The following is a 12143-nucleotide window of genomic DNA, read 5'->3' as shown; positions in this document are numbered from 1 at the left end:
CGCAGCCGACCTCTCAGCGCGGCGTGCCAAATGGGGCTGGATTCGTCCAGCGTATTGGTCAAATGTGCGCGTCAGCCCCGCGGGCGCACAGCCTGCGGAAGTCGCGCGTGAAACAGTCTACGAGAGTAGCAGTTGGCCCTCGTCATCCCCGCATCGTTGACCAGGCCGGCCGGGGTATCGGCGCCCGGTCCGCCGCGCGTGTCCGATCACGATCCGTCCTGGTGGGCGTCGGCCGACTGGTCGATGAGATCGTTGAGGATCTGTCCTGCCAGCGTCTCGATCGAGGCCTCGATGGACGCCGCGAGCGTCGCCGCCACCTGGGCCACGGCCTGCGTGCGGAAGCGCACCAGCATGGTGATCAGCTCGGCGATCTCGGTGTCGGCGGGCAGCCCCTCCCCCGGCCGGATCCGCTCGGTGACGTGCTCGGCGCCGGTCCGCACCAGGATGTTGCTGATCTCGGTGACCGGCCCCAGCGTCTGTTCGTAGACGTCGATCAGCTTGTCGATGCCGATGCCGTAACCGCGGATCTCCTCGAACGCTTCGAGCAGCTTGGGCCGCACGACGGTGACTTCCGGGTCCGAGTCGGCGCCGGGATCGGGCGCCTCGTCGTCGAGCCTGATCAATCGCAGTGCCACCAGCCGGTCGAACGCCGCCGGGTCGCCGACCAGTTCCTCGGCGCGGGCCCTGGTCATGGTCTCCGGCTTCTCGGCGGCCCAGGTGCCCGCCAGCGCGGTCTCCAGGCCGAGCACGTCGCCGATGCTCTTGCCCTGTTCCCAGGCGCTGAGCATCTCGTCGACGTGGGCCAGGGTGTAGCCGCGGTCGAGCATCGAGGTGATCAGCCGCAGCCGGGTCAGGTGGGTGTCGTTGAACACCGCGATGCGGCCGACCCGAAGCGGCGGATGAAGCAGCCCGCGGTCGCGGTACACCCGCACGTTGCGGGTGGTGGTGCCGGCCAGCCGGGCCAGGTCGTCGATGCGGTACTCACCGTCGGTCCCGGTGTCGAGGGCCTGGCGCACGGCCGCGTCGAAGAGCTGCGAGACGGCCGTCTCGATGAGGTCGCGGGACTGTCTGCGCACCCGCCCCGGCGCCTTGCGCAGGGTTGCCAGGATCGCGGTGACCGCGCCCGCCTGGTCGCGCGGTGTCCGCTCGCGGGCCACGGCTCAGGCGCTGGACCGGGCGACCGCGCGGCCGTCGGCCACCGCGTGGTAGTCGCCGATCCGGAAGTCGCGCATCTGTCGAAGATACTGCGTCGCGAATCCCGGGTACATCGACGCGTTGAACCCGTCCTCGGTGAGGTACCAGCTGGTGCACCCCGACATCCACGTGGTGGCGCCGAGCCGCTTCTGCAACCGCTCGTTGTAGCGGCGCTGGACGTCGCGGCGGACGTCGAGGTAGCGCCAGCCGCCGTCGAGGATGGTGGTGATGGCGCGAACGGCGTAGTCGATCTGGCCCTCGACGTACACCAGCAGCGAGTTGTGACCCGGACCGGAGTTCGGACCGGTCATGAAGAACAGGTTCGGGTAGCCGTGCGCGCTGGCGCTCTTGTAGGCCTGCGCGCCGCGCTGCCACTCGTCCTGCAGCGACCTGCCGCCGAGTCCGGTCACCGGGTACGGCGGCCCGGTCAGATGCACGTCGAAGCCGGTGGCGAAGACGATGCAGTCGAGGTGGTGTTCGATGCCGTCGCTGGTGCGGATACCGACGGGGCTCACCGTCGCGATCGGCCAGTCGATGAGCTTGCAGTTGTCGGCCTGCAGCGCCGGGTAGTAGTCACTCGACATCAGCATCCGCTTGCAGCCCGGTGTGAAGTCGGGGGTGAGCTGGCGGCGCATCCACGGGTCCTTGACCTGGCGGTGCAGGTGGGCCTTGCCGAGCCGGGCCACCAGTGATGTCAGCGGCGAATTCCACACCAGTGCCGTCGCGGTGGCCTCATGCCCCCAGAACAGTGCCTGCCGCGCGAGTTGTTGAGTCGCAGGCACTTTGGCGAACAGTTCCTGCACCACCGGCGGCACCGCGACGTCGAGCCGGGGCAGGACCCAGCCGGGGGTGCGCTGGAACACCTTGACGAAGCCGGCGCGTTTGACCAGTTCGGGCACGATCTGCACGGCACTCGCGCCGGTGCCGATCACCGCGACCCGCTTGCCGGTGAAGTCGTAGTCGTGGTCCCAGCGGGCGCTGTGGATGGTGTGGCCGCGGTAGGTGTCGAGGCCGCGGATGTCCGGCGGTTTGTGGTCGGGCAGCGGGCCCGATGCCAGCACGACGGTGCGGGCGCGGTACCTCTTGCGGCCCGCCATCACCGTCCACTCCCCTGCGGCCTCGTCGAAGTGCAGGCCGGTGACCTCGACGCCGAACCGGATGCGGCTACGCAGTCCGGAGTCGTCGACAAGTTCCTCGATGTGGCGGCAGATCTCGTCGGCCGGCGAGTAGGCACGCGACCAACTCGGGTTCGGGACGAACGAGAACGAGTAGAGCAGCGACGGGATGTCGCATGCCGCACCGGGATAGGTGTTATCGCGCCAGGTGCCGCCCACCCGGTCGCTGCGCTCGAGGATGACGAAGTCGGTGACGCCGGCCTCGCGGAGCTTGATGGCCGACCCGATGCCGGTGAAGCCGGCGCCGACGATCAGCGTGTCGTGGACCGTGGTGCGCGCCATGTCAGGCCGCCGGCTCGTAGGTGAGTTCCTTGAACCAGCTGGGGATCGGCCGCAGCAGCTTGCGCGGGTACAGGTCGGACGCCAGCACCATCGGGTTGGCCAGCCAGTGGTACGGGTGGCGCGGGTTGACCACCATCCGGCCGTGCAGCTTCAGGATCTGGTAAGTCGGCACCCGCCAGGTGAATTCGGCGCGGCCGCCGAGTTCCTTGAAGCGATTCATCGCCTTGTACAGCCGCTCCGGTTCCAGCCCCATGTCGACGATGTCGTTGCGCATCCGGTTGAGCAGCGGGACGTACATGATCATGCCGATGACCAGTCCGGGGGTGGCGAAGCTGCCGACGAAGTCGACGGCCAGCTTGCGCGCCTTGGCGTGGCCGATCATGTTGAGCACCTCGAAGTCCACCGCGATGTGCCGGGACTCGTCGTTGTTGATCTTCTCGAAGACCTTGTGACACACCGGGTCCTCGACCTCGTCGAGCAGGAACTTGAGCAGTGCGCCGTCGAGGGCCACCTCGAGCATCGGGATGACGGTGCCCAGCACCGACAGCGACATGTCGTCGGAGTACTTGTCGAGCCACTCGATGACGAGCCTGATGTTGACGTTTGGCTCCGGCATCTCGCCGTCCTCGAGCATTCCCCACCGCTTCATCAGCGCGAGTTCGGCGTTGGCGTGCCGCTGTTCCTCGGCATGGAAGTAGCGGTAGATCTCGGCCAGCGTCGGTGTCGGCGCCTTCTTGGCCAGTGCGGCGAAGCCGCGGGCGCCGACGTTCTCGATCCAGCACAGGTCGGCCATGAATGCCTTGAGCTTCGGCCGGAACTCGTCGCTGATGGTCTCGGCGCCGGGGGCCTCCCAGTCGATGTCGGCCAGCGCCCACTGCCGGTCCTGGATCTTGGCCAGCATCGCGTCCATGTCCATGCTCATCGGATGATCTCCTTGCTCTGGGTGGGGAGGTTGATGCGCGACACCAGGCCGACCGCGCGGGTGTAGACGCCCGGTGTGAGTCGTTTGACCGCCCAGCCCATCCGGGCGTCGAGCTGGGGCATGCAGTACAGACCGCCGCGGTCGTGGGTGTCGAGGCACTGCCGGGCCACCCGGGTGGCGGACATCCCGGTCCACCGCATCAGGGTCTCGGCGAGGCGGGTCGACTCGTCGGAGATCCGTCCCGCGGCGACGATGTTGGTCTTGACGAACGTCGGGCACAGCACGGTGACTTCGACACCGGTGCCAGACAACTCGGCGGCCAGCGTCTCCGACAGCGACAGCACCCCCGCCTTACTGACGTTGTAGGCCGCCATCCCCGGCGCGGCGCCGAACGCGGCGGCGGATGCGACGTTGATGATGCCGCCGTAACCGGCCTCGCGCAGCACCGGCGCGAAGACATGAGAGCCGTGGATCGGCCCCCACAGGTTGATGCCGAGCGTCCACGACCAGTCCTCGAGTGACACCTCGCCGATCGGCGCGCCGCCCGCCCCGACACCGGCGTTGTTCACCACCAGGGTGGGTGGTGCGCCGAACCATGACTGGGCTTGCGCGGCAAGCTGTTCGACGTCGCCGATCGCGGACACGTCACAGCGCACGGCGATGGCGTCACCGCCCTGGTCGGTGATCGCGTCGACGGTGCGCTGGGCGGCGATCTCGTCGATGTCGGAGCACACCACCCGCCCACCGCGGTCGGCCAGCTCGACGGCGAACGCAGCGCCGATGCCGCTGCCCGCGCCGGTGATCACCGCCCGCGAGTCCCGGCTGCGCCTGTCGCCGAATCCGAACATCGTCATCCCACTTTCTCCGTGTCCGTGTCTGTGTCCGTGTCGATCTGCCTGCTGCGCAACGCCGAGCCGATGAACCCGGCCGCGTAGCGCATGGCGTGCACCGCCTCCGGCGACAGCCGTGGCAGGGCCTGGAAGACGTGCACCTGATCAGGCCAGACCTGCAGTTCGCAGTCACCGCCCGCGGCCCGGATCTCGTCGGCCAGCCGATGGGCGTCGGCGGCCAGCATCTCGGCGGCGCCGGCCTGGATCAGCGTCCGTGGCAGTGCGGGGCCGGCAGCCACCCCGATGGCCAGCCTGCGATCGGTGGGATCAGTGTCCGGGCAGTACAACCGGACGAGGCGGGCCGCGTCGGCCGCGCGGATCGCGGGGTCGGGGCGCAGCCGCTCCCGCTCGCTGGCCAGGCCGAAGGTCAGGTCGAACAGCGGGGAGAACAGCACCATGGCCGCCGGGTGCCGCTGCGCCACCTCAGGGGTGAGCAGCAGGTCGAGTGCGAGGTGCCCGCCCGCCGAGTCACCGGCCACCACCAGCCGCCCGGGGTCGAACCGCTGCTCGTCGAGCAGCCAGTCCCAGCCCGCACGCACGTCGTCGGCGGCTGAGGGGAAGCGGTGCCGGGGTGCGAGCCGGTAGTCGTCGCAGAAGACCGGCAACCCGGTCAGCGCCGACAACCATGCGGTGAGCCTGCGGTGCGTGCGCGGCGAGCACAGCGCGTATCCGCTTCCGTGCAGGAAGTACACCGCCGCGTCCCCGCGTGCCACCCCACGCGCCCGGACCCATTCGCCGCGGACCCGTCTGCCGTCGGCCGTGACGGTGTCCACCGGTTCGACGACGGCGCCTGCAAGGGAGGGACCGAGCGCATCCATGACGCCGGCGATGATCCACCGGGACATCCGCAGTCCCCACGACCGCTCGGGCGGCAGGACCGCGCTGATCTGACGCAGGGTCACCGCGCTCATCGCGGCCGCCGCGCGTGACCGGCGGGACCCGCGCCGACGGATGCTGGAGTCGGCGGCCACTGTGGTGGCGGACATCGTTGTCACCCGACTGAGTCAACACCCAATGGTGACATTGGTCAATGACAACATTCTGCGTTGTCGACGTTGTTCGAACTTTCAGGAGGCGTTCAGGTTCGGCGGGTACTATCGATTACATCAGCTAAGTAACCGCCCGACGTGCAGAGAGGGAGACATGGCGCGCACCGACAACGACACCTGGGACCTGGCTTCGAGCGTGGGGGCCACGGCAACCATGGTGGCCGCCGCCCGCGCCGTCGCGACCAGGGCCGACGATCCGGTCATCGACGATCCGTTCGCCGAGCCCCTGGTGCGTGCGGTCGGCGTCGAGTTCTTCACGAAGCTGGCCAGCGGTGAGCTGCAGCCCAGCGAACTCGACCCCGAGGCCACCGGCGGCGTCGGCAACATGGACCGATTCGCCGACGGGATGGCCGCGCGTACGCGGTTCTTCGACGACTTCTTCCTCGACGCCGCCCGCGCCGGCGTCCGCCAGGCCGTGATCCTGGCGGCGGGTCTGGACGCCCGCGCCTACCGGCTGCCGTGGCCGGCGGGCACCGTGGTGTTCGAGATCGACCAGCCCGAGGTCGTCGAGTTCAAGACCCGCACGATGGCCGACCTCGGGGCCGCCCCGAGCGCCGACCGGCGCACCGTGCCGGTGGACCTGCGCGACGACTGGGTCGGCGCACTGACCGCCGCGGGCTTCGACCGCACCGCACCGACGGCCTGGATCGCCGAAGGACTGTTCGGCTACCTGCCGCCCGAGGCGCAGGACCGGCTGCTCGACCAGATCACCGAGTTGAGCCCCGCGGGCAGCCGCATCGCCGCCGAGGGTGTCGTCCACCAGGAGGACATCGACGAGGACGAGCTGCGGTCGAAGATGAAGGCCGTCTCCGACCAGTGGAGCAGGCACGGCTTCGATCTCGACTTCTCCGAATTGGTCTACACCGGCGAACGCGCCGAGGTGGCGGCCTACCTCGAGGGCAGCGGCTGGAGCGCCGACAGCATCACCGCCACCGACCTTCTCGTGCGGGTCGGCCTGCCACCGGCCGAGGGCGACAGCGCCAACTTCGCCGACATCCGTTACGTCTCCGCCGTCAGGTAGCGCCTCCGATGGCACGAACCGACTCCGACAGTTGGGATCTGGCATCCAGTGTCGGCGCGACGGCGACCATGGTGGCCGCGGCACGCGCACTCGCCAGCCGGGAACCCGGCGCGCTGATCGACGACCCGTTCGCGGCGCCGCTGGTGCGCGCGGTCGGCGTCGACTTCTTCACCCGGCTGGTCGACGGCGACCTGGAACTGCCCGACGACACCGCCGAGGCCCGGGCCGCATCGCAGGTGCTGACCGAGATCATGGCGGTGCGGACCAAGTTCTTCGACGACTTCTTCGTCGAGGCGGCCGCGGCGGGGGTCCGTCAGGCGGTGATCCTGGCCTCCGGGCTTGATTCGCGCGCCTACCGGTTGTCCTGGCCCGACGGCACCGTCGTCTACGAGATCGACCAGCCGGAGGTGATCGCCTTCAAGACGCAGACATTGGCGGGTATCGGTGCAGAACCGGCCGCCCGCCACCGCCCCGTCGCCGTCGACCTCCGGGAGGACTGGCCGGCGGCCTTGCGCGCCGCGGGTTTCGACGACAGCGCACCGGCGGCCTGGAGCGCAGAGGGGCTGTTGCGCTACCTGCCACCCGCCGCCCAGGACCGGCTGTTCGACGAGGTCACCGCCCTCAGCGCGCCCGGCAGCCGGCTGGCCACCGAGGACCACGCCGACGCGGGCGCCGGGATCGGCGAGAAGGCCGACCGGTTGGGCCGCCAGTGGCGCGACCACGGGTTCGACGTGAACCTGTCCCAGCTGTTCTATCCCGGTGAGCGGACACCGGTCGTCGACTATCTGCGCGAGCGCGGCTGGGACGTCGCCTCGCGCTCGCGGCCCGAGGTGTTCGCCGGGTACGGCCGCGAGTTCCCCGACAACGACGAGCTGGCGTCCCTGCGGGAGTCGCTGGCCGTCAACGCAATCCGAGAAGAGGAGACAGCATGACCCGGACCGACGGCGACACCTGGGACCTCGCGTCCAGCGTCGGCGCCACCGCCACGTCGGTGGCGGCGTCACGCGCCCTGGCGTCGAAGGGCCCGGATGCCCTGATCGACGACCCCTACGCCGATGCGCTGGTCAAGGCCGTCGGACTCGAGGCGTTCGTCAAGGTGGCCGAGGGACAGGTGCACGTGCCCGGCGACCCGATCCTGGACCGCAGGCGGATGAGTGAGCAGATCGCGGTGCGCACACGGTTTTTCGACGACTTCTTCACCGACGCATGCGCTGCCGGCGTGCGGCAGGCGGTGATCCTGGCATCCGGACTGGACACCCGCGCCTACCGGCTCGAGTGGCCGTCGGGCACCGTGGTCTTCGAGATCGACCAGCCGCAGGTGATCGAGTTCAAGACCCGCGTACTCGCCGACGCCGGTGCCACCCCGGCCGCGGACCGCCGCACCGTCGCCGTCGACCTCCGCGATGACTGGGCGCAGGCGTTGCGCGACAGTGGTTTCGACCCGCAGGCGCCGACGGCCTGGATCGCCGAGGGACTGCTGGTGTACCTGCCGCCCGACGCGCAGGACCGGTTGTTCGACCACATCACCGCACTCAGCGCACCGGGCAGCCGGCTGGCGACCGAGCACATGGACACCACCGCACTGCCCGAGAACTGGGCCGCGGAGCTCACCGAGCGCGCGAAGCGGGTCGGCTCCGACATCGACCTCGCCGCGCTGTTCTACACCGGGGAGCGCACCCCCGCCGGTGTGTACCTCGCCGATCACGGCTGGCAGGTCAGCACGGTGTCGAGCACAGAGGCCTACTCCGCCAACGGGTTCGCGTTCCCCGAAGACGACCTGCTCAGGGTGTTCGGCGACTCGGGCTATCTGTCGGCCACCCTCACGACGTAGCGTGATGCACGTGGCACGTGCAGATGACGACAGCTGGGACCTGGCGTCCAGCGTGGGCGCGACGGCGACGATGGTGGCCGCAGGCCGGGCCGTCGCCAGCCGCGACCCGCGCGGACTGATCAACGACCCGTTCGCGGCTCCCCTGGTGCGGGCCGTGGGCATCGAGTTCTTCGCCAAGATCGCCGACGGCGAGTTGGACATGTCCGATCTCGACCCGGAGTCCGCGCCGCGGGTGCAGGCCAACATCGACGAGATGGCGGTGCGCACGAAGTTCTTCGACGACTACTTCGAGGCGGCCACCGCGGGTGGGATCCGTCAGGCGGTGATCCTGGCGTCCGGCCTGGACTCGCGGGCCTACCGGCTGGCGTGGCCGGACGGCACCGTGGTCTACGAGATCGACCAGCCCGAGGTGATCGAGTTCAAGACCCGCACGCTGGAGGACATCGGTGCGGTGCCGACGGCGCAGCGCCGCACGGTGCCGATCGATCTGCGGGAGGACTGGCCCGCCGCACTGCGGGCCGCCGGATTCGACGCCGGTGCGCCGACCGCGTGGTGCGCCGAGGGACTGCTGATCTACCTGCCGCCCGAGGCGCAGGACCGGTTGTTCGACGACATCGACGCGCTGTCGGAGCCCGGCAGTGCCGTCGCCACCGAGTTCGTCCCGGGGATGCGGGATTTCGACCCGGAGAAGGCACGCGCGGCCACCGCGGAGTTCCGCAGGCAGGGTCTGGACATCGACATGCCGTCGCTCATCTACCACGGCGAACGGCAGAGCGCGGCGGAGTACCTGACGGCCAAGGGCTGGCGGATGGACAGCACGCCGCGGTCAGAGTTGTTCGCGCGCTACGGCCTTGCGGTTCCCGACCTCGGCGAGGACGATCCCATGGGCGAGATCGTCTACGTCAGCGGACGCCGCTAGAAGCGGTGGTCCCCAAGCCACAACGCGTTCACCCCGGTCAACGACCGTTCGGCCTGACCGAGCATCCCGACCACCGAACGGCCCACCAGCGCGCCGAGCGCGTCGGGCAATGAGGCCGCGGCGGGCTGCGAGGACTGCCTCGGCCGCAGCATGTCCATCAGCGAGGACCCCGGATAGCTCACCAGGCGCACGTCGGCGTCGGCGTCCAGACCGGCGAGCACCTTGGCCCGGTTGATCGCGGTGCGCAGGCCGCCCAGTTCGTCGACCAGGCCGTGCTCCTTGGCGTCGGCGCCCGTCCACACCCGGCCGCGGGCCACCGCCTCGACCGCCTCCTCCGACAGCTTGCGGCCCGCCGCGACGCGTTCGACGAAGTCGGTGTAGGACATGTCGGCCTCGGCGACGACCTGCGCGTGCTGCTCGTCGGTGAACGGGGCGTTCGGCGACCATGCATCGGCGTTGGCGTTGGTGCGCACCGAATCCGAGCCGACACCGAGGCGGTCCTTGAGTTCGCGCGCCACCAGCTTGCCGGTGATGACGCCGATCGACCCGGTGATGGTCCCGGGGTTCGCCACGATCGCGTCGGCGTCCATCGAGACGTAGTAGCCGCCGGACGCGGCCACCGCGCCCATCGAGGCGACCACCGGCGTGCCGCCGCGGCGCACCCTGACCACCTCACGCCAGATCGTCTCCGACGCCGTCACCGATCCGCCGGGGCTGTCCACGCGCAGCACGATCGCCGACACCGAGTCGTCGGCGGCGGCCTCGCGCAGTGCCGCGGCGATGGTGTCGCCGCCTGCGCTCGAGTTCCCCAGCGGCAGCAACCCGGGGCCGCCGCGACCGCTGACGATCGGGCCGTCCAGCGTAACCACCGCGATGGTCGGCTTCGCCTTGCGGCCGGGGAGCGACGGTGAAGGGCGGGGCGCGGTGGCCCGCGCGTAGCGGGACAGGAACAGCCGCGGTGGGGCGTCAGGCCCGTCCGGATCGCCGGCCTCGGGCGAGATGTCTTCTGCGCCCGATAGTTCGGCGATTCGGGCGTAGGCCTCGTCGCGGAATCCGATCCGGTCCACCAGGCCGGCGGACACGGCGGCGTCGCGCAGCAGGGGCGCCTTGTCGGCCAGCGCGTCGATGCCCGCACGGTCGATGTGGCGCGACTCGGCGATCGCATCCCACACCTGCGACTTGATGCTCTCGATCAGCCGGCTGTCGGCCTCGCGGTGGGCGTCGGTGTAGCGGTCCTCGGTGAACACGTTGGCCGCCGATTTGTACTCGCCGAGCGCGATGAACTGCGCCTCGATGCCTGCTTTGTCCAGCGCGTCGCGCAGGAACATCGCGTTGGTGGCGAAACCGATCAGCCCGACGGTGCCCGACGGCTGCATCCACACCTCGCGGAAGGCCGAGGCCAGGTAGTACGACAGCGTGGCGGGGTACGCCTCGGCCCACGCCAGTGTCGGCTTGACGTGGCTGAACGCCGAGATCGCCTCGCGCAGCTCCTGCACCGGGCCCGCGGCCCAGACCGGGAACTGCACCCGCGCGATCAACCCGGTCACCCGGTCGTCCTCGGCGGCGCGGTGGATGGCGGCCACGACCTGGCGCAGCACCGGTGGGCGCCCGCCGCCGGCGAGCATGGCGAGCGGATCGAATCCGTGGCTCTCCTTCGGCACCGACTGCAGATCGAGTTCGAGGATGCAGCCGTCGGGAACGCCGTGGTGACGTGCGGTGTCGACGCGACGGACGAGTCCGCGTAGGTCGTCGGGGCCGGGAATACCCGGGAGGAAAGCGGCCATATTGCGAGGGTACCGACTGCCCGGGACCGCCTGGTCGGCCTCGTACGGTGGTCGGGTGCGGTTCTCCATCGCGATACCTCAACTGGACCCCGACGGCTTCGACGCCGAGGGGTGAAGGCTTTCCTGGCACGGGCGGAGGAACTGGGTTTCGAGGGCGGCTGGGTGCTGGAGCAGGCGGTCGGGCCGACACCGGTGCTGGCGCCGCTCGAGCTGCTCGCGTATGCCGCCGCCTGCACCACCCGGCTGCGGCTCGGGGTCGGGGTGATGCTCACCGCGCTGCACGATCCGCTGCAGTTGGCCGCTGCGGTGACTACCGTCGACCGGCTCAGTCACGGTCGGCTGGATCTCGGAGTGGCGCCGGGCGGCAAGCGACGCAAATTCGAGGCGTTCGGCGTGGAGCGCGCCACCTTCGTCAGCAGCTTCACCGAGGGCCTCGAGCTCATGAAGGCGGCCTGGTCCGACGAGCCGCGGGTGACGTTCCACGGTCGCTTCCGCGACGTCGACGATCTACCGATCCAGCCCAAGCCGGTGCAGCGGCCGCACCCGCCGATCTGGTTCGGCGCCAACGCCCCGAAGGCGCTCGCCCGGGCGGTGCGGCTGGGCGACGCATTCCTGGGTGCCGGCTCGTCGACGACCGCGGCATTCGCCGACGCCGTCCGCGTGGTGCGCCGCGAACTCGTCGAACAACGCAGGGACGCCGGGCAGTTCACGATCGGCAAGCGGGTGTACCTGGCGGTCGACGACGACGCGGAGCGGGCACGGGAACGCGTGCTGACCGGACTGCGCCGGATCTACGGCGAGATGGCGGGCATCGAGGACGTCCCGGTTGCGGGCACGCCGGACGACGTGGCGCGCGGCCTGCATGAGGTGATCGACGCGGGGGCGCAGATGGTTCTGCTCAATCCCTTGGGCGCCGGCGTCGCCGAGGACCGTGAGCAGATGGAACGGCTTGCCGCTGAGGTTCTTCCACAGTTGCGCTGACGTAGGGGCGCGGTTGTCCACAGCCCACGCTCACCGGTTCCATGTGTCGTCCTGTTGCCTCATGTCAAGATGCGCGCGTAGGGGGGTTCGTTGCC

At 70.1% G+C, this 12143-nt stretch carries 10 protein-coding genes and 1 pseudogene; 5 read left to right on the top strand and 6 right to left on the bottom strand.

What is annotated here, in order from left to right; genetic code table 11:
- Positions 1–206: 206 nt before the first annotated feature.
- From Q2100_RS09955 to Q2100_RS09935, 5 genes are read right to left on the bottom strand one after another with little or no spacing between them, the layout of a single operon-like run.
- Complete coding sequence (locus Q2100_RS09955) at positions 207–1157, bottom strand: MerR family transcriptional regulator (RefSeq protein WP_302913917.1); 951 nt, start codon at positions 1155–1157, stop codon at positions 207–209.
- A gap of 3 nt (positions 1158–1160) precedes the next feature.
- On the bottom strand, positions 1161–2651 hold the full coding sequence (locus tag Q2100_RS09950) for a flavin-containing monooxygenase (RefSeq protein ID WP_302913916.1): 1491 nt from the start codon (positions 2649–2651) through the stop codon (positions 1161–1163).
- 1 nt (position 2652) lies between these two features.
- The gene (locus Q2100_RS09945) at positions 2653–3573 is read right to left on the bottom strand and encodes a ferritin family protein (protein ID WP_302913915.1); all 921 of its coding nucleotides are present in this window, start codon (positions 3571–3573) and stop codon (positions 2653–2655) included.
- The gene (locus Q2100_RS09940; RefSeq protein WP_407667605.1) at positions 3570–4421 is read right to left on the bottom strand and encodes an SDR family NAD(P)-dependent oxidoreductase; all 852 of its coding nucleotides are present in this window, start codon (positions 4419–4421) and stop codon (positions 3570–3572) included. The genes Q2100_RS09945 and Q2100_RS09940 overlap by 4 nt, the downstream gene beginning before the upstream one ends.
- Before the next feature lie 2 nt (positions 4422–4423).
- Positions 4424–5449 carry an alpha/beta hydrolase gene (locus Q2100_RS09935; protein WP_302913913.1) on the bottom strand — a complete coding sequence of 342 codons (1026 nt, stop codon included), beginning with the start codon at positions 5447–5449 and terminating at the stop codon, positions 4424–4426.
- 157 nt (positions 5450–5606) lie between these two features.
- Between Q2100_RS09935 and Q2100_RS09930 the strand changes: the two genes are divergently transcribed.
- The 4 genes from Q2100_RS09930 to Q2100_RS09915 are packed head-to-tail and all read left to right on the top strand — an operon-like array spanning position 5607 to position 9283.
- Positions 5607–6533: a class I SAM-dependent methyltransferase gene (locus tag Q2100_RS09930; RefSeq protein ID WP_264011106.1), complete on the top strand. Its 927-nt coding sequence runs from the start codon at positions 5607–5609 to the stop codon at positions 6531–6533.
- Between the two features lie 8 nt (positions 6534–6541).
- Positions 6542–7465 (top strand): class I SAM-dependent methyltransferase, encoded by a 924-nt coding sequence (locus Q2100_RS09925; RefSeq protein WP_302913912.1) that lies wholly within the window; start codon positions 6542–6544, stop codon positions 7463–7465.
- Positions 7462–8364, top strand: a complete 903-nt coding sequence (locus tag Q2100_RS09920; protein WP_302913911.1) for a class I SAM-dependent methyltransferase — start codon at positions 7462–7464, stop codon at positions 8362–8364. Before Q2100_RS09925 ends, Q2100_RS09920 begins: the two co-directional genes overlap by 4 nt.
- A 10-nt stretch (positions 8365–8374) precedes the next feature.
- Positions 8375–9283 carry a class I SAM-dependent methyltransferase gene (locus tag Q2100_RS09915; RefSeq protein ID WP_302913910.1) on the top strand — a complete coding sequence of 303 codons (909 nt, stop codon included), beginning with the start codon at positions 8375–8377 and terminating at the stop codon, positions 9281–9283.
- On the opposite strand, the gene sppA is transcribed toward Q2100_RS09915, so the two are convergent.
- Entirely contained in the window at positions 9280–11067 is a 1788-nt protein-coding gene (sppA, locus tag Q2100_RS09910) for a signal peptide peptidase SppA (protein ID WP_302913909.1), read from the bottom strand. The genes Q2100_RS09915 and sppA overlap by 4 nt on opposite strands.
- Before the next feature lie 55 nt (positions 11068–11122).
- Between sppA and Q2100_RS09905 the strand changes: the two are divergent.
- A pseudogene (locus Q2100_RS09905) lies at positions 11123–12048 on the top strand (LLM class flavin-dependent oxidoreductase).
- Positions 12049–12143: the final 95 nt, after the last annotated feature.

This window comes from Mycolicibacterium arseniciresistens, assembly GCF_030519285.1.
Taxonomy (GTDB): domain Bacteria; phylum Actinomycetota; class Actinomycetes; order Mycobacteriales; family Mycobacteriaceae; genus Mycobacterium; species Mycobacterium arseniciresistens.
The sequence above is the reverse complement of the archived record's forward strand: the minus strand, read 5'-3'. Positions and strand labels throughout refer to the sequence as shown.

What these genes read in the sequence shown, in the direction of transcription:
- Q2100_RS09920 (WP_302913911.1), top strand. Translation starts at nt 7,462, where the DNA reads ATGACCCGGACCGACGGCGACACCTGGGACCTCGCGTCCAGCGTCGGC.
- Q2100_RS09950 (WP_302913916.1), bottom strand. Translation starts at nt 2,651, where the DNA reads ATGGCGCGCACCACGGTCCACGACACGCTGATCGTCGGCGCCGGCTTC.
- Q2100_RS09940 (WP_407667605.1), bottom strand. Translation starts at nt 4,421, where the DNA reads ATGTTCGGATTCGGCGACAGGCGCAGCCGGGACTCGCGGGCGGTGATC.
- Q2100_RS09935 (WP_302913913.1), bottom strand. Translation starts at nt 5,449, where the DNA reads ATGTCCGCCACCACAGTGGCCGCCGACTCCAGCATCCGTCGGCGCGGG.
- Q2100_RS09930 (WP_264011106.1), top strand. Translation starts at nt 5,607, where the DNA reads ATGGCGCGCACCGACAACGACACCTGGGACCTGGCTTCGAGCGTGGGG.
- sppA (WP_302913909.1), bottom strand. Translation starts at nt 11,067, where the DNA reads ATGGCCGCTTTCCTCCCGGGTATTCCCGGCCCCGACGACCTACGCGGA.
- Q2100_RS09945 (WP_302913915.1), bottom strand. Translation starts at nt 3,573, where the DNA reads ATGAGCATGGACATGGACGCGATGCTGGCCAAGATCCAGGACCGGCAG.
- Q2100_RS09925 (WP_302913912.1), top strand. Translation starts at nt 6,542, where the DNA reads ATGGCACGAACCGACTCCGACAGTTGGGATCTGGCATCCAGTGTCGGC.